Annotated in this window: 18 protein-coding genes and 2 pseudogenes; 17 read left to right on the forward strand and 3 right to left on the reverse strand. The window is 30.7% G+C overall.

Annotated elements, in window-relative coordinates:
* Window positions 1-340: 340 nt before the first annotated feature.
* The 5 genes from ACY1IQ_RS05580 to ACY1IQ_RS05600 all read left to right on the forward strand — a co-directional run bounded on the left by ACY1IQ_RS05580 (window position 341) and on the right by ACY1IQ_RS05600 (window position 4,060).
* Complete coding sequence (locus ACY1IQ_RS05580) at window positions 341-1,327, forward strand: methionine ABC transporter ATP-binding protein (protein ID WP_461613029.1); 987 nt, start codon at window positions 341-343, stop codon at window positions 1,325-1,327.
* Window positions 1,314-1,982, forward strand: coding sequence for a methionine ABC transporter permease (locus ACY1IQ_RS05585; RefSeq protein ID WP_461613030.1), 669 nt, complete (start codon window positions 1,314-1,316; stop codon window positions 1,980-1,982). The genes ACY1IQ_RS05580 and ACY1IQ_RS05585 overlap by 14 nt, the downstream gene beginning before the upstream one ends.
* Window positions 1,983-1,996: 14 nt before the next feature.
* Window positions 1,997-2,809 (forward strand): MetQ/NlpA family ABC transporter substrate-binding protein, encoded by an 813-nt coding sequence (locus ACY1IQ_RS05590; RefSeq protein ID WP_461613031.1) that lies wholly within the window; start codon window positions 1,997-1,999, stop codon window positions 2,807-2,809.
* Between the two features lie 282 nt (window positions 2,810-3,091).
* Window positions 3,092-3,871, forward strand: coding sequence for a DUF169 domain-containing protein (locus ACY1IQ_RS05595; protein WP_461613032.1), 780 nt, complete (start codon window positions 3,092-3,094; stop codon window positions 3,869-3,871).
* A gap of 36 nt (window positions 3,872-3,907) precedes the next feature.
* Window positions 3,908-4,060 carry a hypothetical protein gene (locus ACY1IQ_RS05600; RefSeq protein WP_461613033.1) on the forward strand — a complete coding sequence of 51 codons (153 nt, stop codon included), beginning with the start codon at window positions 3,908-3,910 and terminating at the stop codon, window positions 4,058-4,060.
* 260 nt (window positions 4,061-4,320) lie between these two features.
* Here ACY1IQ_RS05600 and ACY1IQ_RS05605 read toward each other — a convergent pair.
* Together ACY1IQ_RS05605 and ACY1IQ_RS05610 are read right to left on the reverse strand one after the other, a co-directional pair.
* Window positions 4,321-5,335, reverse strand: a pseudogene (locus ACY1IQ_RS05605) (IS30 family transposase).
* Window positions 5,336-5,593: 258 nt separating this feature from the next.
* Window positions 5,594-5,956, reverse strand: a complete 363-nt coding sequence (locus tag ACY1IQ_RS05610; protein ID WP_461613034.1) for a hypothetical protein — start codon at window positions 5,954-5,956, stop codon at window positions 5,594-5,596.
* Between the two features lie 402 nt (window positions 5,957-6,358).
* Here ACY1IQ_RS05610 and ACY1IQ_RS05615 point away from each other — a divergent pair, with 402 nt between their 5' ends.
* From ACY1IQ_RS05615 to ACY1IQ_RS05670, 12 genes and pseudogenes are all read left to right on the forward strand, one after another.
* Window positions 6,359-6,535: an H-type small acid-soluble spore protein gene (locus tag ACY1IQ_RS05615; protein WP_461613035.1), complete on the forward strand. Its 177-nt coding sequence runs from the start codon at window positions 6,359-6,361 to the stop codon at window positions 6,533-6,535.
* A 134-nt stretch (window positions 6,536-6,669) separates the two neighbouring features.
* Window positions 6,670-7,549, forward strand: a pseudogene (locus ACY1IQ_RS05620) (transposase family protein).
* A gap of 4,622 nt (window positions 7,550-12,171) precedes the next feature.
* Entirely contained in the window at window positions 12,172-13,401 is a 1,230-nt protein-coding gene (gene allC / locus ACY1IQ_RS05625; RefSeq protein WP_461613036.1) for an allantoate deiminase, read from the forward strand.
* Between the two features lie 25 nt (window positions 13,402-13,426).
* On the forward strand, window positions 13,427-14,680 hold the full coding sequence (locus ACY1IQ_RS05630; RefSeq protein WP_461613037.1) for an MFS transporter: 1,254 nt from the start codon (window positions 13,427-13,429) through the stop codon (window positions 14,678-14,680).
* Window positions 14,681-14,706: 26 nt separating this feature from the next.
* A complete protein-coding gene (allE, locus tag ACY1IQ_RS05635) occupies window positions 14,707-15,498 on the forward strand; it encodes a (S)-ureidoglycine aminohydrolase (RefSeq protein WP_461613038.1) in 792 nt (263 codons plus the stop codon).
* 171 nt (window positions 15,499-15,669) lie between these two features.
* Entirely contained in the window at window positions 15,670-16,719 is a 1,050-nt protein-coding gene (allD, locus tag ACY1IQ_RS05640) for an ureidoglycolate dehydrogenase (RefSeq protein WP_461613039.1), read from the forward strand.
* Window positions 16,720-16,739: 20 nt separating this feature from the next.
* Window positions 16,740-18,497, forward strand: a complete 1,758-nt coding sequence (fdrA, locus tag ACY1IQ_RS05645; protein WP_461613040.1) for an acyl-CoA synthetase FdrA — start codon at window positions 16,740-16,742, stop codon at window positions 18,495-18,497.
* Between the two features lie 17 nt (window positions 18,498-18,514).
* Window positions 18,515-19,780, forward strand: a complete 1,266-nt coding sequence (locus tag ACY1IQ_RS05650) for a YlbE family protein (RefSeq protein ID WP_461613041.1) — start codon at window positions 18,515-18,517, stop codon at window positions 19,778-19,780.
* A gap of 44 nt (window positions 19,781-19,824) precedes the next feature.
* Window positions 19,825-20,691, forward strand: coding sequence for an oxamate carbamoyltransferase subunit AllH family protein (locus ACY1IQ_RS05655; RefSeq protein ID WP_461613042.1), 867 nt, complete (start codon window positions 19,825-19,827; stop codon window positions 20,689-20,691).
* A 15-nt stretch (window positions 20,692-20,706) separates the two neighbouring features.
* Window positions 20,707-21,924, forward strand: coding sequence for a dicarboxylate/amino acid:cation symporter (locus ACY1IQ_RS05660; protein ID WP_461613043.1), 1,218 nt, complete (start codon window positions 20,707-20,709; stop codon window positions 21,922-21,924).
* Between the two features lie 110 nt (window positions 21,925-22,034).
* The gene (arcC, locus tag ACY1IQ_RS05665; protein WP_461613044.1) at window positions 22,035-22,979 is read left to right on the forward strand and encodes a carbamate kinase; all 945 of its coding nucleotides are present in this window, start codon (window positions 22,035-22,037) and stop codon (window positions 22,977-22,979) included.
* A 332-nt stretch (window positions 22,980-23,311) separates the two neighbouring features.
* Window positions 23,312-24,931, forward strand: coding sequence for a PucR family transcriptional regulator (locus tag ACY1IQ_RS05670; protein WP_461613045.1), 1,620 nt, complete (start codon window positions 23,312-23,314; stop codon window positions 24,929-24,931).
* A gap of 208 nt (window positions 24,932-25,139) precedes the next feature.
* On the opposite strand, the gene ACY1IQ_RS05675 is transcribed toward ACY1IQ_RS05670, so the two are convergent.
* Complete coding sequence (locus tag ACY1IQ_RS05675) at window positions 25,140-26,021, reverse strand: alpha/beta hydrolase (protein ID WP_461613046.1); 882 nt, start codon at window positions 26,019-26,021, stop codon at window positions 25,140-25,142.
* Between the last annotated feature and the right edge of the window lie 135 nt (window positions 26,022-26,156).

Raw genomic sequence — 26,156 nt, forward strand, 5'->3', positions numbered from 1 at the left:
TAGTTGATATATATCTTCTATACTAAGGGAGGAGTACCATATAAATTGTATATTTAAATATAAAGTAGTTCAAGGATTCAAATGAATTTATAATTCAGGTAAATATTATGAGAATTTGTTATATTATAAAAATATATTTTTTATAGTTAAATCCAATAGATAGTTATATATCTATTGAATTTTTAAATTTTTAAAATGTTATACAAAGTTGTATACTTTATTAATGATTATTATAATTTCTCAAATAATTAGTATATAATAAGAAATTTTAAAAAATAAGAAGTAATAATTTTACTTTAAGTTAATTTTTATTTATATTTATGCATGTAAAGGAGGAAATATGATAGAAATTGTCAATTTAGAAAAGTCATTTTATACTCGTAAAGTGCTAGACAATGTCAATTTGAAAATAGATACTGGAATGATATATGGACTTGTGGGGCAAAGTGGCGCTGGAAAGTCCACTCTACTACGGTGTATCAATGGTTTGGAGAAGTATAATAAAGGATCAATTGTTGTAGATGGTATAAAAGTAGAAGGTTTAAATAGATATGAAATGCGCAATTTTAGAAAAGATATGGGGATGATTTTCCAGCAGTTTTCATTGATAGATAGGAAGACTGTATATAAAAATATTGCATTTCCTTTAGAATGTTGGGGATATAAAAAAGATGATATACATAATCGTGTAAAAGAGTTAGTTGAAATGGTAGGTTTGGAAGATAAAATATATGCTTACCCAACTGAATTAAGTGGGGGACAAAAACAAAGAGTTGCAATTGCTAGGGCTTTGGCTTTAAAACCTAAATACATCTTATCCGATGAATCTACATCAGCTTTAGATCCTAATACTACAAAATCTATTCTTAGTCTCATTAAACAAATTAGTAGGGATATGAATATAACTGTTGTGGTTGTAACACATGAAATGGATGTTGTACAAGGTATTTGTGACGAACTATCTATTTTAGAACAAGGTAAAATAATGGAATCAGGAAATGTTATTGATTTATTTTCGGATAAACCTAAGTCTCTTCTAAACTTATTAGGAGAAAAGGAGATTATTTTACCCCAAAGTGGCGTTAATATTCGACTAAATGTTAATTTAAACAGAGATTACGGTGTAGTTTCTCAACTAGCTAAATATATCTCAGGAGATTTTAATTTATTAGATAGTGATTTTTATAATAATGATTCCATTCGCTACAACAATCTACTTATAAATATTGATGAAAATGATTTCGATAAAACAATAGAATTTTTACAGAAGAAGAGTGTTGAATTTAGGATAGTAAGTAAAGGTGGTGTTATTGATGGACGCAAGTAATACCCGCTTATTTGAGTACTTACCTACTGTGATTATTCCTGCTATATGGGTGACAGTAAAAATATTGTTTTTTTCTTCTCTGTTTTCTATTATTATAGGGCTTGTTTTAGGTACTATATTAGTACTTGTTGACGAAGATGGATTAATACCAAATAAACTTGTATTTATCATAATTGATAAATGTGCTGATATATTAAGATCGTTCCCAACTTTAATTCTTATAGTGGCATTGATGCCTTTGACGAGATTAATTGTAGGAACTACTGTTGGAGCAAATTCAGCAATTTTTTCAATTTCTATAGCAGGTGTACCCTATGCAATTAGAATAGTTGAAAATTCGTTGAGAACAGTAGATAAACAATTGATAGAAGCTGCAAAATCCATGGGAGCCTCAACTCTACAAATTGTATTTAAAGTTATGTATGTGGTTGCATTACCAAACTTAGTATCTAATCTTACTATGATGATTATAAATATGCTGAATACTACAACTATTGCTGGTGCAGTAGGTGCTGGTGGATTAGGTGCTGTAGCTCTTGCATATGGATATCAAAGGTTTGACGATTTAATCATGTATTTCATTGTGGCTATTTTACTTATTATGGTTCTTCTAATCCAAGGATTAGGTAGATTTATTTATAAAATTTTAAAGTAGAAAGGAAGAAAAAAATGAAACTTAGAGCAAGTAAATTATTAAAGTTTATTGCCTTGGCAATAATGATATCATCATTGTTGGTAGGTTGTGGCAATAAAAAAGAAGATGAAAAGCAAGTAATTAAAGTAGGTGGTACTGAAATCTCTAAAGTAACCTATGATGCTATAGAAAAAGAATATGCTAAATTAGGATATAAGACAGAATTTGTTCTATTTGATTCAAATGTTTTAGTGGTGACTGCTGCTAATGATGGAGAAGTAGATATTTCTATAGGTCAACATAAAAAATTTATTGAAACATTTAATCAAGGTCAAAAAGGGGACTTACATATGCTAGAGCCATATGGTTATTATACAGGAATAGGTTTATATTCAGAAAAATATAAATCTGTATCTGAATTTCCAGAAGGTGCTAAAATAGCAATTATGAATGATGCAATGAACATGGATATAGGTATGCATGTACTTGAAGATGCAGGTCTCATTGAATTAGCGAAGGACCACCAAGGACCTTATACTATAGCAGATGTAGCTAAAAACCCTAAAAATATCAAAATTATTGATATGGAACAAGCTCAAACTGTAAGAAGTTTAGAAGATATGGATGGAGCACTAGTATTTTTCACTCATATGTTTAATGCAGGAAAAAATCCTTCTACATATTTAGTACGTGATAAACAATCTGTAGACTATCCAATTGGACCTGTAGTTAAAGCAGAAAACAAAGATAAGCAATGGGCTATTGACTATGCAAAATGTCTAAAAATACAATCAGTAAAAGATGAAATAGACGCTAAATTCCCAGGGGTATATACTCATTATAAATAAAATGAAAAGTAAATATAGGGTTCCAAAATCACAATTTAACTTATACATTTAAAATTTTGGAACCTAAAATAGTGATGCATGCTCGTGACCACTTAAAAATCAATGTTTTATTTTGCATGGAAATATTTTTAAGGTTCATGAATAATTTAAAATTCGAGCTTGTATCCCTATAGTTATAGTAAAAATTTAATTAATACAATTTACTAAAACAGCACAGCAATTTATATAATAGCAGTGCTGTTTTATATAATATTAGATATATACACGGAGAGGAGAAATGATATGGAACCGAGTTGGAAACAAGCTTTATTGAAACTCAACTGTGCTTTAGATTTAGAAAGACAAATAGTTGGAATTAAGTTTGCTTTTTCTAAAAAAGAATATGAACTACTAAGTGGTCAATGTCCTATAAAAAAAATAAACTATTGTGGAATGGTTAAAAGTGCTACATGTGGACACTCATTGAAAGCAATTGGAGATATGTTAGCGTGTACTAGCGCTGCTCGAACTCTTGGATTTCAAGAAGATACTGTAAATGAAAGAGGCCAAAATTGGGTACGGCTAGGACTGTATAAAGATGCTGAAGTTGCAAAAGAAGTTAGGGATAGCCTCTCATATTCTAAAGAGGAGCCATATGGTGTTTTAGTCCAGCCTTTAAGTATGTTCGAGGACTCTCCTGACATCGCACTAATAGTAACTAACCCCTATAATTTAATGAGAATAGTACAAGGATATTCATATCACTATGGAGCAAGAAAGGATATTGGGTTCTTGGGCAATCAAGCTATATGCTATGAATGTAGTGCTAAACCTTATGTGACACAAGATATGCAAGTATCCTTATTATGTATTGGAACTAGGCATAGATCTGGATGGAAAGATCATGAATTAGCAGTAGGCATACCGATGCATCAATTTGATACAATTGCAGATGGAGTATTCAATACCATCAACATCATGGAAAGTAATGAAAAAAAACGTGTAATCGAAGAGAAATTATTGAAGTCAGGCATTACTGAACTAAATGTAGAATATAATAGCAATTACTATAAAAAGGTTTAGATGAGAGTTATTTAATAAGTACTAATATAAATTACAATGATCGAAGACAGGGATAAGGAGTTAAAGATTCTATATGATAGGGATAAATTTAAAGAAATATTTGAAGAAGAAACTAAGAAAACCACATTTCATTACGGGCATTCGTATCTGAATTCTGCAACATTAGCAGGAGTTATTAGAATAGCATAAAAAATATAAATAATAGTTATTGAAGGCTGCAGATAGAAAATAGATTTTGTATAAAAATGATTAGATCCTTAAAAGTTTCTATCGACAAAAATGTAAATTAATGTATGAAATTAGTAATTAAGTAATAATATATAAAAGTATTGATAAACATGAGTAAAGGTTAAGGAATATTAAGAGATAAATTGTAATAACAAATTGAACTATTTCTTATTATGACTTAATTTTCCAGATGCTCTCTAGATAGCGTATATTATATCCAGTTATTCTTCAAAAAGTTCTTCTGGGGTTTTATAACCTAGTATCTTTCGAGGAAGTATATTCATCTAGTCTTCTATAAAAGCAATGTTATCAGAAGTATAGCCATCTATACTCTTACCTTTTAGGATGAATCGGAGTATCAACCCATTATGCCTTTCATTGGTTCCTTTTTCAAATGATGAATATGGATGGGTATAATACACCATAGTCTCTGTATCAGTTTTAAGAGATGATAGTTCTGCAAATTCAGAACCATTATCGCCAGTTATAGTTTTAAAAACTTGACTAAATTTATCACCAGGCAGCTGACAAATGCTTGTAAGTTCATTCATAACAGCTTCAGATGTTTTAGAAGGGATTTTACGTACAAGAGCATTCCTAGTCTTACGTTCAAGAATAGTTAATAGAACGCAGTCATCATTAGTTTTTTCACTAATTACAGTATCTATTTCCCAATAGCCGAATTCTTCTCTGTTGTTAATGGAATCAGGACATTCCTCAATGCTTTTGCCAAGTTTTTTTTTGTTTTTACGAACTTTAGATAGCTTTATATTGTGTCTTAGTTTTAATGTTAAATCTGAGTTCTTAACCCTTAAAAGACCAAGATCAATATAGTTATAGAGAAACCATTTGAGAACGTTCAAATTCAGCTCTTTTAAGAGCATTGCCAAAACATGCATCAGGAGACCATGAATCGTTTATAATCTTATCTATAACATAGTTTATGAATGTGCTACATTCAAGAGGCTTATATAGACGATGAGAGTTCTGACGGTTCTTAAGATAGATTGCTTCACCAGTATCAGCAAGATAAACTTCAACTTTTCTTCCTTGCTTAATCTGAGTAGTAGTACCACGACGAATTTTATTAAGAATAGTATTTATAGGACGATTTAACTCTTTAGCTATCTTATATACTGAAAATCCATCTTTGATGCGAATCCGAATAGTCATGCGTTTCTCGAATTTCAAATGTTTATTTTTACGCGATTCTGTGTTATTATTTGTGTAGTCCATAGTGATTATCTCCTGTTTAGATTTTGTTTTCCGATTAAATCATAATACAGAATAATTCACTATAGATTTTTTTAGTTCAATTTCATTTTACAATCAGTCATTTTAAAAAAATGTTGATACGTAATAATAAATTAACATGCTACCTTGTTGTAAAAATATTGAATATTTTAAAATATTTATGGAAGTTTATACAAAATTCTTGATAGACTCTTAATAATATAAATTAAAATAGGCAGACTTTATTCTGCCTATTTTAATTTACTTCATAGGATTTCCTGACTGAGCATTTGCTCGTTTAGCTTCTTCTAAGTCAGAGTTATTAGTGCTACTAGTCATACCAGTATTTCCACTATTAGTCATGCCGCTGTTAGCTCTTGACTGAGCATTTGCTCGTTTAGCTTCTTCTAAGTCAGAGTTATTAGTGCTACTAGTCATACCAGTGTTTCCACTATTAGTCATGCCGCTGTTAGCTCTTGACTGAGCATTTGCTTGTTTAGCTTCCTCTAAATCAGAGTTATTAGTGCTACTAGTCATACCAGTATTTCCACTATTAGTCATGCCGCTATTAGCTCTTGATTTAGCGTTTAATCTTTTTGTTTCTTCTAAATTTTTGTTATTCATAAATATTACTCCCCTCAAAAATATATACTATATTCAAGCATATTTGTAGTTTAACCTTTTTATAATAAAATATATGTGAATATAAACACCATATGTGGTATAAAATAGACAAAGTGACATATTTAATTAATCTATTATTTTCTATTAGAATTCACTTCATTTTTTATTTTATAAAAACCTTCTAAAATGTTTTTGTTTTTTTCATCTATTAAAAACACTTCCTTATCGTATCTAAAATAAATATATTATTATATTTGGCAATTAATAGTTTATTTATACTTTTTAGTTTCTCTTATTACATTGAAGTAAAAAGTATAAAAAGTATCAAATTAATAAACATACTATATTGTTTTGAAGGGAATAATATAGTTAATAAATACAATGAAAAAAGGAGAAATAATTATGGATTTACATAGGGTTATGGAAATAAAACAATCTTTAGGTGTAATAAATGTAAGCTATAATGGACATTTAGTTTGGTTGGGAACAGTAAATAAGGATAATAATGAAGTGTTAGTAAAAGATTTAAACAATAATAACGAATTTATGGTAAATGTTTCAGATTTAAAAGAAGTATAATTTATTATTTTAAAATAATAAATTAACTCGTTGTGCTAGTTAATCATTAGCAATATTTACAAATAGAAAAACTCTAGCATTTTTGCTAATCTATCATCAAAAGAACCAACAATCAATGATAGGAGGAAAGCAATATGCTAGAGCTTAATAAAAATTCTACCATAACAATAAACAAATTGCAAGATTTTATTACCAATATTTATGTTATAATTGATGATATTTACCAAAAAGTAACTCCAGCATACATAAAGTATCGGCGTAACATTGATAAAGCACACGTCAGATAGTGAAATTATAACTCTATCCTTAGTGGTGAACTTTTAACTATTGATTCTGAAAGCATGTTTGATTTTCTAGTAAATCTAAGAGATTTATTTCCAGTTTTGTACTAGAACAAGATTTCACAGAACTAGAAAACTTCTTTAAAGAAGAAGTATTCGTATGGAACCAACAAGTTTCCAATCATCAACATGATCAGGTTAATCAGATAGTATGCTCTATACCAGCGTGCTTGCAGGGCACACTTTCACAGATTCTTTGCCGGAGGCTGCCTACGGTAAATGTGTTCCAAGTGAAACAAACTTCATTTATGGGTTTAAATTACATGCTATCAAGGCTCTAGATGGATATATATCAGATTTCATCTTAACTCCATTGATGGATTTTATAGAGCCAATATGGGACTTAACAGCTACCGCTCCATTTACAACAGCATGATAAAGGCTGCTGGGAGAAAGTTCATTACTGAAATCTGAAAATCACATAAACCCATTAACTATAAAAACAACAGTTCTAAAGTTAAAGTTTCAAAACATTTCAGAAGAATGATTTTAAAGTCGCCTGAGAAAGAAACTTTTTCAGCTTTCTGACAATTAAATATCCTTAAAGAGTTTTAGCACCTATGGGACGACTTAGAATAACAACAAAATTAGCCCATAATTCTGTTTTTTCATAAATAAAATCTTAAATATTAATCCTAATATTGCAAAAATCAAGGATTTAATATTTGGATAAAACTTTTTAAAAGAACATTTTAAAATTTAGATTACTATGCCAATGTATTATGGAATAATAATCCTATTAATGAAAATTATCTTTAAAGTACAACAGGTTAAATTATAAAAGAGAATTTTTCTCCAGAAAAGCTTTAGAAAAAATTCTTTATTTAGATGGAGAATATGAGTCATACAATATCTAAGTGACCAGAATATAGTAAGAAAACTTATTTAAAGATGGAAGAAAAATGACCTATGTTATAGAAGCCATTAAGACTGTTAGAAAATATAAAGGCGAAATGAAGGTTCCATATCTCTAAGAAAAGCAAATTAATGATACTGAGCAAAGGAAGTTTAAATAGTTTCTGTGCTAGCAATGTACGAAAAATTAATTTTCTGCTAGTGAGGTTGAATTCCCCAGTTTCTAAAGAACAAATCTCAGAAAATGTTGTATCCGTGTTACTAAAGGAGCTGAAATATTTCTTCCCATTGGATTTGACATATAGAAAGGAATTAGAAAGATTAAATAAGGAAAGAGAAAAGCTAGAAAGTGAAATTGACAGAGTAGAAAAGGCTTCTCTAATAAAAATTCGTTGCAAAAGCACCACAGGCTAGTAGTTGGAGATGAAAAAGCTAAAGGTGAAAAATATAAAGAAATGCTTAAAGCAGAAGAGAGAATTGAAGGTTTAAAATAAAGGTAGTAATTTATATTGGGCGAAGTAGTAAAATGGCAACTTAGTAATGATAAAAACTATAAAAGTGAAACTAATAGATATGTTCCACATACATACATGTGGAATGTTATGTGTTGCTAAAAGCTAAAAATAAATGGATGATTTTGAATTTTTTAAAAGATCTTGGGCCTGCTAATTTAAATATTCATATAATTGGAACTATATTATAATTTGTGGTAAACTATTTGAAAGGTATTTATAAGAAATTAAGGAGAGGGGGAAATAATCTCATGATTACACCTGATTGAAGGCAGGGCAGAGGCTATTGGTATTATTATTAATAAATAATAGTAAAATATAAAATAGCCTTTGCTCAACTTCAAAATGAATTTATATTTAGGAGAGAGCATATTAATGAGCTATGTTAAAGTAAAGCTGCAGAAGTGCTGCTAAAGGAAGTATTAGATTTAATTCAAGAATACGTTGAAGGTAACATGGTCATGTTCCCAAAAAGGAATGTAATAGAAAGCCTTGGGAGAGACTATTAAAGATAAAAAAGAAACCTATAATAGAAATTTGCAGATTTATAAGAAATATAAAGAGGTGGGGTACCTGTAAAAGCTCTTCATGAAAATGTATTATTTATCTCCTGCATATAAAGAATTATTTTAAAATAAAAAGAGAAATTCCATACAGTCATGCACCATAAGCAAAATATTAATTAAGTGCATTTTTATTTCACAGAAAATGCTAGGTTGATAGGGGATTTACCTAGTGATATCACTTAAATAGAATTTTCAAGAAGTATAGTATCAATGAAGACAAGTGAAGTATAAATAATTAGTAAAAACAATTTAGTATATAATAGGAATATGTGTATGTGTAATCCCAATAAATATAATTAAAAAGATTTTATTATTAGTATAAAGTACTGAATTTATGTAACTTATAGAAGACTTAAATATTAGAATATATAGATATAATTTTTGAGATAAGAAAAGACAAGAAATAATTTTTATGTTTAGAACTTTATAAATTTAGCTATTGAAAGAAATGTATATAAGCTTTGCCTGCCTTTTTTAACTGGTATATTTTTGTATTTGATATATGGTTAGATAGCATATTTATTTGGCGTTTTTTTCATGTATGATATGTCTTTTGAGCATATATTTGTATATAGAAGATTTTATTAATCCTATTGAGGTTGTAAATAAAATCTAATTCATTATAGCCTTTTTATTTGTGTGAGTTTATGCCAATGTATTTTTAATAAGCAAAAGAATAAAAAATAATAAAAGGAGTTTTTATAATGGCAAATGTTATGTATGTAAAATCGACAGTTTACGGGAAGCAAATTGCAAGTCCTGTTCTCATGTAAGTGGAAGATCAAATAGATTCCTTAAGCCAAACTTAAAAAAAAAGAAGATAGAGGATGTACAACAAAACAATAGATAGATTTTGCACAAGATGCTTATTACCTAGTATTGTAACAAGAAATATAAAACAATAGAAATTACTTTGCTTCTCAAAGTATATGAAGTTATATGCCAGTGTGATTTATGATATTCATTACAATTTGGTTTTGAAGAATTTAATAGAGAAATTTAAAATAATAGGTATATTAGTAGTTGAAATTATTTTTAAATGAGGAAGATTTCAATGGTCTATCACAAACAAAATTCTGTGAACAGAATACATTAAAGAATCATCAATTGTTACTGAAAACGATGGACTTTGAGCAGAAATGAGAAAATATATAATAATTATATGAGTATAGAATGGAATACTACCTGTCTTTTTTGTTTATAAAGATGAAATGCTTAAGTGTAAAAATACTGTAGAAGAATATTTGAATTGTTAGTTTAATGTGTATGTTAAAGATCATGTGAAAAAATCTTTATAAAGAAATGAAATGATTAAAAAGTACAGATGATTATGCTTTCCAAGATATTAAATATTGGAGTAACTTTCATTTAATATGAAGATATGAAAGTTATTATATATATTGATCTGGTAAATTAATAAGCGAAATGATGAGTTCAATAACTGTCGCAGAAAATATAAAAAACAGTCAGATATATTATGATTAAACTTATATACGCAGCCTAAAATAATTTATCTGTGACGCTTAAGAGTTTAAGATTTTATGATAGAGAATTATTGCTTTAAACAACTTAAGAAAATTATTGAATTTGCAGATATATATACTATAATTTAATTTATGGCTGATGAAAGGGGAGATTGGGAATGATACGTCCAAAATGTGGGACAAAAATTCAAGAGGAAAGTTTGTTTTGCAATGAAATGTGGTTCAAGATTACATGAAAAGATTAACAGTGGACGAAAGACACGATATGCGAGGCAGGATATTTATGAGGAAAGTGAAGGTAATAAAAACAAGATAATATAAATATAAAAAATAATAAAATTGCTAAAATAAAATCATTTTGATTGTCGTTATATTAATTTTAATAGTAGAAGCCAAGGGATATAAATACTATGATAAGAATAAAAAAGCAGAAGAAGCAAAAAATACTGCGAAAAATATGAATTAACTTTTGCAAAACAACCCTTGATATTTTAACTGAAACATATACTTCAACCATATATATGTAGCCAAATTTTGTATACAGGAAATGGTTAAATGATCATTTGATAAAGATTTTAATACAGAAATAGCAAAGCAACAAAAACAGTAAAGATAAAGGTATTTTAAAGAAAAGAGAAACCAAATAATTAACATTGAAAAAAATATGAAGGAATTACGTAATCCAATTTGAAGATTATGAAGAAGCTTATAAATTATTTGTAGATTTATATAGTATATATGGACAAATTTATAGCCAAGCTACATCACCACAAGGCTCACTAATGACATATAACCAAGATGTAAATCAAAAATCAAGTGAATTTAATCAAATCGGTGATAAGATAAAGATTTAGAGCTCATACATTAAAGCAAAAGCAAAGAAAAATAACATTACAATAAAGAAAAAGATATACCAGAAGTGGTTACATGGATTGCCGTTATATAGCTGCTTCTTGTTCCAAGCTTTTGAAAAAAGAAAAACACTGGGCATTTATCCTTGAGGGTATTAATACAGAGATGTGACAGCAAGGAGTATAACTTTTAATAGAAACTATATAAATAAGTATGGTTTTGTACGAAAAAGTGTTAATGAAAACAGCAGAATTTTTATAAAGGCAAAAGCACTTATAGATGAAATTAATATTACGGAAGTCAAAATTTAGAAATCGTGGATATTTTCAGCATTAATTTTCCACCGGGGTGCAGGTGATAGGTGCCAATCGCAACATTAACTAATATTTAAATTATTGTTTATTCATTAATTCGCGAAATCACTAAGATTATTCCGAACTATACTGCACCTTCAGGAACTCCGCTGGCTTCGCTACTGTTCCCTGAGGTGGTAAGTCTGCAACACTGTTCGCCTCTACAATAAAACACTAGCAATTGTATTGCTAGTTAAAAAATCCATTAAAGAAATTATTTTAACCAAAATAATTTTCACCTTAATTGTGAATTGTGAATTAAAATACTCAAGTGTGGAGTTATATTTGGCTATATATTAATCTTCAAGCTGGTTTATCTATAAAGCTACTAATCAGAAAATTTAAATATATTTTATTCTAAAGTACTAAGAACTCTAGAAATGGGGTTCTTTTGCAGCTAGAAAGGCTTTGAAGCTAGTAACTAGGTTATTTTCAACTGAGGATGAAGTTGAAGATATCCTAGTTACTAGCATTTATTTTTTCAAAAATATAGTAAAATTATCTATTTATAAATAAAAATTTCACTTAATATTCACATAATTACCTAAATTATGGATTTCTGAATGTTCAAAATAAACAAAAAAACAGAAGATAACTTGTCTACTGTAGATATTGTTTTCTTATTTTCTAAAAAGTAAGATAATATCAAGATTAGGTAAAGGGGGATAAACTAATGAGTAAATTATTGAAAGAAATTGAGGATATGATAAGTTGGATTTCTTCTTTTGGATTAGACGATTTAGGTGGAACAAGCAGATTGTTATATTCAGAAAGTTGGTTAGAAGTACAAAAGGGGTTACAGAAAAAATTTGAAGAATTAGATATGGAAGTAAGATTTGATGAAATTGGCAACTTGTACGGAAAAGTTATAGGAACAGACAATGGGAATGAAACAATTGCAACAGGTTCACATGTTGATACCGTTGTAAACGGTGGCAAACTAGATGGTCAATTGGGAATTGTAGGTGGATATTTAGCAATAAAACAATTACTAGAAACATATGGTAGACCTAAGAAAAATCTAGAAGTAATATCCTTAGCAGAGGAAGAAGGAAGCAGATTCCCATATGTTTTCTGGGGAAGTAAGAATATTTTTGGAATAGCAGATAAAAGAGATGTAGAAAATATCACAGATATGAATGGAATTAAATTTGTGGATGCGATGCATCAATGCGGATTTGACTTTAAAAAAGATAATACATGTTCCATTCCAGATGTAAAAGCCTTTGTAGAACTTCATATTGAACAGGGAAACACATTAGAGATGGAAGGAAAATCTGTAGGTGTTATTTCCAGTATCGTAGGACAGAAGAGATATAACATTACTTTAAAAGGAGAGGCCAATCATGCTGGCACAACATTGATGAAATATAGAAGAGATGTTATGCAGGTTTTTGGGAAAATTGTAACAGAATCTATTGAAAAAGCAAAAGCAGAGGGAGATCCATTAGTCTTAACCTTTGGTAAGGTTTCAGTGAAACCGAATACAGTAAATGTTGTTCCAGGTGAGGCACTGTTTACAATGGACTGTAGACATACAGATAAAGAGTTTTTATATAGCTTTACAAAAGAAATAGAAGAGGATATGAGACGGATTGCAAAAGAAGCTAATGTAGAGATAGAAATTGATAATTGGATGAATGAAGATCCAGTTCCTATGGATAGCAATATTATAAATGTAATTGAGAACGTATGTAAGAGTGAAAATATAAATTATAAAATTATGCATAGTGGCGCAGGACATGATTCTCAGATAATTGCACCTAGAATTTCAACAGGTATGATATTTGTACCTAGTATAAAGGGAATTAGTCATAACCCAGCTGAAGATACAAAGGTAGAAGATATAAGTAAAGGTATTGAAACCTTAAAGGCAACTTTATATCAATTAGCATATAAATAGCATATAAAAATGGAGGAGATAGAAAATGAGAGAAAATTCATCAAAGTCATTTTCAGAGAATTATTGGAAAACTATTGTATTTACCTTTTGTCTAGGTTGGACAATTATTTGGATATATAGGGCAATGCTATCCCCTATTTACTCAGAAATTCAGGGAACAATAGGGCCGCAAACAAATGCAGCAATGGGATTGATTGCAAGTTGTTATTTCTTTGGCTATACATCAATGCAAATTCCTTCAGGATTTTTAGTAGATAAGTTTGGGCAGAAAAAGGTATTAATACCAGGATTTATAATATTTGCCTTAGGTGCATTAAGTATTGCATTATCAAAAACTATAGCAACTATTTATATGGGAAGTGTATTTGCAGGGATTGGTTGTGGAACTTATTACGGAGCAGCCTTCTCATTAACAACACAACATGTGCCACCAAGCAAAAAGGGATTATCAACGGCAATCGTAAATAGTGGGTCTGCTTTGGGTTTCATCATAGGTATGACTGGATCTAGTTATGTTGTAAAAACCTTAGAAATGCCGTGGCAATCAATGGCATATATTTCCACAGCATTAATCTTTTTTATGGTGTTATGGTTCTTCTTTATGATAAAAAATACAGATACTATAAAAAAGGACAAGCAGGCACAAGTAAATACTGCTGAAGAAACGGATTCGTTAGAAAAGAAATCTTCGTTGTTCAGCTTAAATATGATTTCTTGCTACATTTTGTATTTTTGTACATGTTATGCATATTATTTGATTGTTACATGGCTTCCAAAATTCTTACAGACTGAAAGAGGAATTACAGGAGGATTAATTGGATTAATAGTATCTATGATTTCAGTAACAGCAGTTCCGGGAGCATTATTCTTTGCTCACTTATCAGATAAAAAGAGAAATAAAAAGGCATACATAATTATTGGACTTGAAAGTGCAGCCTTTGTTTTAGTAGCGATATCTATGATGGCACCTAATACAACTACTTTAGCTTTAATCTTATTACTTTATGGATTCTTAGGAAAGATGGCAGTTGATCCAGTATTAATTTCTTATGTTTCAGATAAAGCAGATAAAAAGAACCTTGCTACAACTTTGGGAACCTTTAACTTCTTTGGAATGTTATCATCAATTGTTGCTCCAGCAGCAACAGGAATTATCATGGATAAAACAGGTTCTGGCGTATTGGGATTTTATATTGGAGCATTTTTGCTAGTTATTGGAGTGGTGTTATTTACAATATTTAATGCTAAAAATTTCAAAAATAAAAAACAAACAAGTTAATTTTACAAAAAACAGGAGGTATTATTATGAGTTATTTAAATAAAGTTACAGGTTATAGAGAGGATATTTTGACTAATAGATCTATTGTAAAACGTGGGAATTTTGCACTAATTGAACCAGATGGTATTGTGAAAAATGTAATTCCTAACTTTAAAAATTGTGAGGTTACCATATTATCATCTCCAAAGCTAGGAGCTTCATTTGTAGATTATCTATTGAACATTGAGAAAGGTGGATACAACCATTCAGGGTTTGGTGAAGATGGAATAGAAACTTTCCTTTATGTATTTGAGGGTGATTTAAAAGTATGGAATGAAGAAAAAGAGGCACAACTTACAGATGGAGGATTTATCTTCTGTCCGGAAAATAGAAAATTATATTTTGAGAATACTGGAGATAAAAAAGTAAGGGCATTCTTATATAAAAGAAGATATGACCGTATAGAAGGACATAGTGCCTATACTGTAATTGATAATATAAATGATATCCAGTGGGTGGAATATGAAGGAATGAAGGATGTATTAATAAAAGATTTTCTGCCATCTGCTACAGATATTGGATTTGATATGAATTTTCATATACTTTCTTTTAAGCCAGGAGCATGTCATGGATATATAGAAACCCATGTACAAGAGCATGGAGCATATATCTATTCAGGACAAGGTATGTATAACTTAGATAATAATTGGATTCCAGTACAAAAAGGAGACTACCTCTTTATGGGTGCCTATAGTTTGCAAGCAGCTTACGGGGTTGGTAGAGATGAGGACTTTGCATACATTTATTCAAAAGACTGTAATAGAGATATAAAACTATAATACAGATAAAAAATTTATAGTACGAAAATCTCTGTAATGCACTCTTGATTTAAGAGAAAAAAAGACTTGATTTTAAATGAGATTTCCACAGGGATTTTCGTAATATACAAATGAAAATAGAGATACATTTTAGCAAAATTAATACTTAATTATTGAGGGAGGAACTGAAAAATGAAAGTGGAAAACAAAAAATTAAAACAGTTGATGAAGGATAAGTTACATAAGGCTGGACTTAGTGATGAACATGCAGATATAATAGCTGAGATTTTAACATGGTCTGATGAAAGAGGATATCATTCACACGGAGCAGTAAGAGTAGAGTATTACGCAGAGAGAATTTTTAAAGGTGGTATTAATACAAATCCAAAGTTTTCATTTGAGAAAACTGGTCCTGCCAGCGGAATATATAGTGGAGATAATGGATGTGGATATGTAGCAGCAACTTTTTCTATGGAGGAAGCCATTAAGATGGCAAAAGAAACAGGAGTTGCAGTTGTAGGAGTAAAAAACATATCTCATAGCGGAAGTATAGGTTACTATGTGGAGATGGCTACAAAAGAAGATTTAGTTGCAATTTCAATGTGTCAGTCAGATCCGATGGCCGTACCATATGGAGGTTCAGAGCCTTATTATGGAACAAACCCAATTGCCTTTGGAGTTCCTACTGCAGATGACAGAGCAGTAATATTTGATATGGCTACAACAGTTCAAGCTTGGGGTAAAATTTTAGTTGCACGTTCTAAAAAAGAACCAATTCCAGATACTTGGGCAGTAGATGAAGATGGAAATCCTACTACTGACTCAACTAAGGTAAATGCTCTAGTTCCTATTGCAGGACCAAAGGGATATGGACTTATGATGATGGTTGACGTATTATCTGGAGTATTGTTAGGTCTTCCATTTGGAAAGCATGTAAGTTCAATGTACGAAGATCTATCCAAGGGTAGAGATTTAGGACAGCTTCATATTGTAATTGATCCAAGCAGATTTACGGATATTGAAAGCTTTAAAAAGAACATGTCAATCGTATTAGATGAATTAGGAGAAATAAAACCAGCGGAAGGTTTTGATAAGGTTAATTATCCAGGAGAGAGAGCATTAATTAGAAAAGAAAAATATGATAAAGAGGGCATTGAGATTGTAGATGACATCTATAATTATCTTATTAGTGATGCTATTCACTTTGATAACTATGATCATAAGAATAAATTTGCAGAATAAAACAGGAATGGGGTGATTTTATGTTAAAAACAATCATAAAGAAGGGAAATTATCACGATTCTGTTGTACTTATGTTATTAACTAACAAGATTTCAACAATGGAGGGTGTTAGTAAAGTCTCTATCATGATGGCAACACCCTCAAATAAAGATATTTATAAAGAAAGTGGAATGGCTACACCTGAATTATTAGAAGCAGGATCTAATGACATGGCGATTGTAGTAGAAACACAAGATGATATCATAGAGGAGGTGTTAAAGGAAGTAGATGAGTTTTTTAAAAGTCAGTCAGCAAAATCCAATAAAAAAGGAGAATCTGATACTGTAATTTCATGGGATAAAGCTTTGGAGAAACTTCCGGATGCCAATTTAGCAGTTATATCAATTCCAGGAATTTATGCAGCTTCAGAAGCTGACAGAGCACTTGATGAGAACTTAAATGTGTTTATGTTTAGTGACAATGTTACATTAGAAGATGAAAAAAGGCTAAAAGAAAAAGCTCATAAAAAAGGATTACTGGTCATGGGACCGGACTGTGGAACAGGAATTATAAAAGGAGTACCTATAGCATTTACCAATAATGTTACACCTGGAAAAATAGGAATTGTAGGAGCTTCAGGGACAGGCATACAAGAGTTGACAACCATTATTGACCGTTTAGGAGAAGGAGTAACCAATGCAATTGGAACAGGGGGAAGAGATCTATCTGAACAGGTAGGAGCAATTACTATGATAGATTCCATTAATGCAATGGAAGAGGATAAAGATACAGAGGTAATTATTGTTATCTCAAAACCGCCTGCTGACAAAGTTCGTAACTGTGTAGTAGAACGTCTAAGACATTTTAAAAAGCCTGTAGTTACGTTATTTCTTGGTGAAAAACCTGAAGTCCATGAAGAGAACTTTTATCATTCATACACACTAGATGAAGCAGCTAGAATTGCAGTACGATTATTAAGAAATGAAAAGGTACAAGGAGATAAGTTTAAAGTTAATGTGGATAAAAACTTTTCTGCTAAAGAAAATAAGACAATTAAAGGATACTACTCAGGAGGAACATTGGCAGCAGAAGCTGCAATGATGATTCGTGACATATTGGATTTATCTGTACCTTTAGGAAAACAGGCAGGCTATATGCTAAATACATCAGGACATACTGTGGTGGATTTAGGAGATGACGCATATACTCAAGGAAAACCACATCCGATGATTGATCCTACTAAGAGAGTAGAATGTATGAAAGAGGCAGCTAAAGATGAATCTACTGGAGTTATATTGTTTGATATTGTATTAGGTTATGGTTCTCATGAGGATATGGCAGGAGCTTTGCTGCCAGCTATTAGGAAATTAAAGGATAAGGCAAAAGAGGAAAACAGAGACCTGTATTTTGTCACAACAATATGTGGAACAAGAAAAGACTATCAAAATTATGATAAGCAAAGGAAAATTATGGAGGATGCAGGAGTTATTGTTTGTGAAAGCAATAAACAGGCTGTAGAAACATCACTTGCTTTGATTGGCCATGACTTTAATGAAAGAGAAAAGCCTGTTTTGCCTATGAAAAAAACAGCAGAGCAGCCAAAATACAGTATATCAGAAGCACTTCGTAGATTACTTCAGGAAAAACCAAAAATCATTAATGTAGGATTAGAAAGCTTTTCTAAGGTGCTAAAAGAATTTTCCTGTGAAGTGGTTCAATATAATTGGACTCCACCAGCAGGCGGGGATATGCAGATGATTGGAGCATTAAATTATTTAAGAAATTATAAATTTTCTTAGGATAGGAGGCTTTTAAAATGGTTTATAAAACAATAGATGCTGCTAATAGGGCAGTTATTGGTAAAATAGTAGCTTCATCTCCCGTTCTTCTAGATGTGGTACCGGCAAATACAGTAATTGAGGAGCTCAATGAGGGGAAAGTTTTATTACATGCAGGTCCGCCTATTAAATGGGCTAATATGCCAGAACCTATGCAAGGTTCATGTGTTGGGGCAGTACTTTTTGAAGAGTGGGCAGATACAGAAGAAGAAGCAAGAAATCTTCTGAATAAAGGTAAAGTCAAATTTATTCCATGTCATCATGTACAGGCAGTTGGACCTATGGGTGGAATTACTTCTGCCAATATGCCAGTGTTAGTTGTAGAAAATGCAACAGAGGGTAACAGGGCATATTGTACTTTAAATGAAGGAATCGGTAAAGTATTAAGATTTGGAGCTTATTCTGAAGAAGTAATTGAGAGACTTAGATGGATGAGAGATGTGTTAGGGCCGATTTTAGGAGAAGCTCTTAGAGCTTTTCCAAGTGGATTAGCGGTTAATCCTATGGTTGCAAAAGCTATTGCTATGGGAGATGAATTTCATCAAAGAAATATTGCTGCTTCCCTAATATTTTTAAAAGAGATAAGTCCTATTATTGTTAAGCTTGATATAGAAGAGGATTACAAAAGCCAGGTTATCAAATTTCTTGCAGATACAGATCAATTTTTCCTTAATATCATTATGGCTTCGGCTAAAGCAATTATGGATGGTGCGAGAACAATTCAGCAAGGAACTATTGTTACAGCTATGTGTAGAAATGGAGAAAACTTTGGTATTAGGATAGCAGGAATGGGAGATGAATGGTTTACAGCACCTGTAAATACTCCACAGGGATTGTATTTTGCCGGATATGACGGAGATATGGCAAGTCCTGATATGGGTGATAGTGCTATTACAGAAACATTTGGTGTTGGAGGTATGGCAATGATTGCAGCACCAGCAGTTACCAGGTTTGTAGGAACTGGAGGTTTTGAAGATGCACTTAAAATTAGTAATGAGATGAGAGAGATTGTTATTGATGAAAATCCTAATTTCATTATCCCAACATGGAATTTCAAAGGAATATGCCTTGGAATTGATGCTAGAAAAGTGGTAGAAAAAGGGATCACTCCAGTTATTAATACAGGAATTGCTCATAAAAAAGCAGGATTAGGTCAAATTGGGGCAGGAACAGTGCATCCACCTATTGAGTGCTTTGAAAAGGCAGTTTTAGCATATGCAAAAAAATTAGGATATACAGAGTAATTACATTTATATAAAGCTTCATATGTATAACGAGGTGAATAGAGATGAAGGTACAAGCCCAAAATATTTCTGCTGAGTTAATGAAGCTGTTAAGAGATAAAGAGGAATATGCTGTTCATAGCTGCTTTGAAAGTGGATTTAATATAAAGGTAAATAAATTTTTATGTTTTATTGGAAACAGACAAAATACGAAATTACCATATGGTATTTTACTTAAAGAACAGCATATATCCCCATTATCAGAATTAATAAATGGCAGAAAGATTAGTTTTCTTTGGAATAAAGAAATGAGTCAACTGATAGCAGAAGGAATTACAATAGAGCTTAAAGGATGCAAATCTTTTAGCAGTTTTTTAGACCAGAAGCCCTGTAAGATATCAAGATGTTGTTTTGATTTGCTTAAAGATAATATTGATATGAATATGAAGATGGGACTGGGAGTATCCTTATACCAATTAATAAATGAAGATAATACGAGAAGAGAGACACTATATGCTAGTTTCCAAAGCAAAGAAAAAGATTTTATAAAGTCAGTTTTGTTAAAATGGGTAGGATATGGATTAGGGTTAACTCCAGCAGGAGATGATTTTTTAGTAGGTATTTTATTTGCCCATAAAATATGCAATATATTAAGTGAGGAATTTTTAGAAGAACTAGAAGAAATTATTAAAGAAGAAAAATATACAACAGATATTAGTACACATTATTACATCAGTGCCTTTGGAAATTGTTACAATGATGCTTTGCTTGATATGTATCAGGCGTTGATTACAGTTGATAAAAAAATGATGAGAAGAAGTATAGATAAAATTCTTGAATTTGGACATACCTCAGGTCGTGATATGATGGCGGGCATTCTTGTAGGAATAAATTTATGGATTAAAAAGCTACAAACTGGACTAGGAGATTGATATAGGAGGGAACCTATGAAAAAAATAAAGACTATTTCTATGACAAAACAAATTCTTATTGGTGCTTTTCTGGGAATTTTAATAGGGATTATTTTTAAGGAGAAAGTAATCGGAATTAAGATTATAGGAGATATCTTTTTAAGAATGCTCATGATGCCTGTGGTACTATTAGTTATGGGAGCTGTTATTGAGGCTGTAGGGAATTTAGACTACCATGAACTGGGGAGAATTGGAGGAAAGATGTTTTTTTGGTTTATGCTTAGCACTTTTTTAGCAGCTGCATTAGGCATGACCTTAGGAAAGATTTTTATGTCAGGTGAAATAGCGAGTGTTACCCAAGGTACGTACATAGTGGAGACAGTAGATCAGAGTATATATGATATTATTTTAAACTTTTTTCCAAGTAATATTTTTTCATCCATGGTGGATTCAAATATGATACAGATAATAGTTTTTTCCGTTATTTTCGGAGTTGCGTTAAGCGCTTGGAATGCAGAACACGAAAATTGCAAGTTCTTAGGGATGTTGAAAGAGTTTAATGGAATTATTTTAAAAATGATTACTATTATCATGAAAATAGCTCCAATAGGGATATGTGCTCTAGTAGCCTATACAACTGGAAGTACTGGGATTAAAGTAATAATACCATTAATGAAGTTCTTGTTGATTTTTGCTGTAAGTTCATGTCTTCATCTTATTTTTCTAATCCTTTTTGTTTCTTTTTATTGTAAAGTTAATCCTATTCGTATTGCAAATAAGTTGTCAAGAATGACATTATTTGCATTTGCAACTACATCATCAGCAATTTCACTTCCTATCAAAATGGAGGATAGCGAAAAGAAACTAGGAGTTAGCCAAAAAGTGTCTAGACTAGTAAATCCACTTGGAATGACTTTAAACAGTAATGGGCTAGCAATGTACTTAGCTCTCTCCTGCATTATGATTGCTCAATTTTACGGAATCGAAATGTCTGTAATAAACATGATCAAAATAGTCATATTGTCAACATTAGCATGTCTAGGTACAGTGGCAGTACCTGGAGGAGGGCTTATAGCATTGACAATGGTAGTACCAGGTCTTGGACTACCATTAGAAAGTATTGCACTACTTTCTGGGATAGACTGGTTTTCTGGTATGTTTCGAACTGTATTAAATGTAGATATTGATGCGCTAATTGCAATGATAATTGCAAAAGATGAAAAAGAACTGGACTATCAAATATTAAATAGTTAGAATATTTAATATTTTGTTGGAATGAAATTATGATTGTAACTCTTTGTGAATAAAAAATAAAAAGTTTTTAATGTAAACTTAGAATATATTAAATTTTTTGGAGGAATATTATGAAAAGAATTGTTGTAGCCTTAGGTGGCAATGCACTTCAAGCAGAGGGCAAGGAAGCAACGGCAGAGTCTCAATTAGAAGTTGTAAAAGAAACAGCTGTTCATCTTGCTGATTTAATAGAAGAAGGATATGAGATAGTAATAGCTCATGGTAATGGACCACAGGTAGGAAGAATTGTAATGCAAAATGAATATGCAAGTGAAGTAACTCCTGCTATGCCATTTGATGTTTGTGGTGCAATGAGTCAAGGGATGATTGGTTATCATATACAGCAGGGCTTAAGAGAAGAACTTATGAAAAAGAAAATCAAGAAGCCAGTAGTAAGTCTTATAACTCAAGTTGTTGTTGATAAAGATGATCCTGCATTTAAAAATCCAACAAAACCTATTGGACCATTTTATGAAAAAGACAAAGCAGAATGTCTTCAGAAGGAAAAAGATTATGTGATGGTAGAAGATTCAGGACGTGGGTATAGGAGAATAGTTGCATCGCCTAAACCTAAAAAAATACTAGAAATAGAATCAATAAAAACATTAATAGATAATGGTACTGTAGTAATTACAGTAGGCGGCGGTGGAGTCCCTGTAGTTGAGCTAGAAGATAAAAGACTTAAAGGGGTAGCAGCAGTAATAGATAAGGATTTTGCCTCAGAAAAATTAGCAGAGGATATTGATGCAGATGAACTTATTATATTGACAGCTGTTGATAAGGTTGCAATAAATTACGGTAAGCCAAATCAAGTAAATTTAGATAAATTAACAGTAGAAGATGCTAAAAGGTATATTGAGGAAGGATACTTTGCTAATGGAAGTATGCTCCCTAAGGTTGAAGCAGCTTTAAAATTTGCTGAATCTAAAAAAGGTAAAAAAGCAATTATTGCTTCACTAGACAAGGCAAAGTTAGCATTAAGAGGTGAAAGTGGAACTATTATAACCTTAGATTAATACTAAAGATTAATACTACTAAATTTATAATGAAGTTAACTAAAAAATATAAGTTTTACAGTGTTTTTTAAAGAATACTGTTTTGATTTCAAGTTTCAATAATATAATTTAGGCATCACACTCTTTGGAGCTGTGGTGCTTTTATTTATTTCAAATCTTTATTTTAAAAAATTTGAATAGTAAGGATGATTTAGCTCGAAAATTGACAGCATATGCTATAATATACCTAATAATTGTATGATTTAAAGCTTGTCTAAGGTTTGGAAGTTTTGACATTATCATAGGAAATAGATATTTATAATGATTTACAGGAACTAAATAGGAGGGATTAGATGACTGTTTTTGAATTATTGAACTTGACTAAATTAAAGGTAATTAATACAAAAGCTGATTTGTATAGAGAAGTAGAGACAATAGAGTCAACAGAAACTCCAGATGTAGCTACCTATCTACCTCAAAATACGTTACTTATTACAACGGCCATGGTATATAAGGATAATCAAGATCAGCTTTGTGAACTCATTTATAAATTAAATGATTTACCCTGTGCAGCATTGGCAATCAAATTAGGCCGTTTTATTGATGAATTAGATAAAAAAGTTATCATGACGGCAGATAAGTTGGGATTTCCTCTTTTACAAATTCCTATGGAACTTACACTGGGAGAAGTATATCAACAGGTGCTTTCTTATTTATGGAACGTTCAAAACAAGGAAATACTTCATGCATTGAATACTCAGAAAAAGTTCTCTAATCTTCTTTTTCAGGGTGAATCTGCAGAAATGTTGTTGAATAATTTAAGTAATATCTTAAAAAAGTCAGTTTTACTTATTGATCCCCTTGGAAATGTTATTGGTACCAATTGTAATTTTAAAGAAGAAAATATAGAAACAGCAAAAGAATTATTTTTTTCTCTTTCACTATATAAAAAAAAATCAAGTACAGTACAGCATTACATTGATGCAAAGAATAAAAAAGAAAGAATATCTATTTATCCTTATCATGCTTTTGATGAAAATTCTTGTTATCTTTTTATTTTTGATTCAGAGTCATTGTCTGCTGATATCTCAGCTTTAGTGATAGAGCAGGTACTGCTTGCATTTGAATTTTTATTATATAAAAACCTGTGCATTTCATATAATAAATTAAAAGATGATGAAAAATTGCTGTTATCTATATTAAATAAACATAAAAATGATAATTTGACGTCACAGCAGTTATTAACCATTGGAAAAGCACATGGGCTAAAGCTTAGTAAGTTCTATTATGTTATTTTAGTAACGTTGGAGTCTTTCAAAAATAATAAATTTCATGTTAATAAGTTCTCTCATCGTGAACAAAAGTATATTTTTATTTATGAATGGTTAGAAAAAGAGTTGTTTAAGGAGTATCGTAATAGTGTGATTTTGCTGCCAGAAATTAAAAATTACAGATATGTCTTTTTAATTCAAGGCAATACAAATGACTTAACAGAAAAGCTTAGATATTATCATGATAAGCTTAAGTCAATGTTACAAGTGAAGGTTAGTTTTTCATATGGTAATAGAATGTCAGAAGTAGAAGCAATAAAATACTCTTATTTTGAAGCCTTAGAAAGTTATAAGATGGGAGAAGAAAGAAACAATATTTCCTATATTAAATATTATAAAACTAAAAATGCTGCTGAATTGCTAAAAACACTTCCTAGAGATCAGATAGAAGGATTTTGTCTTTATAATTTAAGAACATTAGCATATCCAGAAAATATGAGGACCTTAGAACTTAGAAATACCTTAAAGACTTATTTAGAATTGAAATGTAATATTACGGAAACTTCAAATAAGATGTTTATTCATAGAAATACGGTAAAATATAGAATAAAAAAATGTGAAGATATTTTGGAGAGAAAAATAGACGACTCTGATTTTATATTTCAATTGCAATTGAGTTTGATTTTAACAGAAGACAAATAAGAGATCAATTTATTGTACATAAAATACCACAAGTTATACCTGTGGTTTTAAACGGTTTTTAGATGTTAAAATAAAAAATAATACCTCCCATATAAAATAAAAGTAGGTTTGTCCATTATAACTAACAAATAAGGTATATTTAAAATAGATAATAATAATTTGGCACATAGTAAGTGAATTGGTAAATATTATATAGTATTTGATTTATTTAAGAATTTATTTCATTCATAAAATATAAGGATTCCTCTATTAGAGATATGGTATCCTCACAGGTAGTGTCCTTGTCAAAGTCATGTGCTTTGGCAGAAGCTACAAATAGATGAGATTTAGGTATCAGAGAAGATAAAATTTGAGATTCTGCAAAAGGTACATCTGTATCATGAAAACTATGAGCAAGGAAGACGGGAGGATAATAATTAAAATCTGTTGATTTTTTTAATGAGTACAAATTATAAAAATCCTCTATAGAATCCTCTATGAGCATATGTATCCATTTTCCTGTTTGACGGGCATACACATATAAGCTGTATCGTGTATCCAGTAAGCCTTCTGCTGTTTCACCTTCTTTACATATAGAGATGATTGTCTTCTCATCTACAGAAGGGAATTGTGTATAATACATATTTGGCTGGTTGTACCAGAAATCGTGAGCAAAGGTATAGCCATAATAAGAAAGAATTCCAATTGGTTTCTCCGGTAAATCCATTCTTGGAGCAAGAAGGCATAAGTATGCACCAGCAGATCTTCCCCACAAGAAATATGGGCATTTAGAATAAAATAAATTTGTACGGTTATTTAAATACCATATAATAGCATCTTTCAAATCATCTAAGATATGATGCAGCTTAGTCGCTGGAGCTAAGCGATAGTCAAAGGCAAGGATAGAGTATCCTGCATCACAAAATGTATTAATATGATATTCTGGAAGGTCTGTTCTTTTTCCATATAGCAAGCCCCCACCATGAAAATATAAAAGTGTTGCACGAGTTGTTTTTTGTGTACTTCGATATAGTGTAGCATATAATTCGATATTTGTTTTTTTATATGAGAATGTCTCCGATGATATTTTGTTTAAATTTCTAGAATGCAAAAGAATACCTCCATATCAAGAATGAGAATATTTGAAAACTCTATGTTTTGTATTTTCTCACTTTTTATTAAATTCTTAGATTCTCAATTTGCTTCAAAATGACCCAGTTCTTTGCAGAATAGATAAAGAAATTTT

The sequence above is a fragment of the Clostridium sp. Marseille-QA1073 genome, assembly GCF_054863625.1.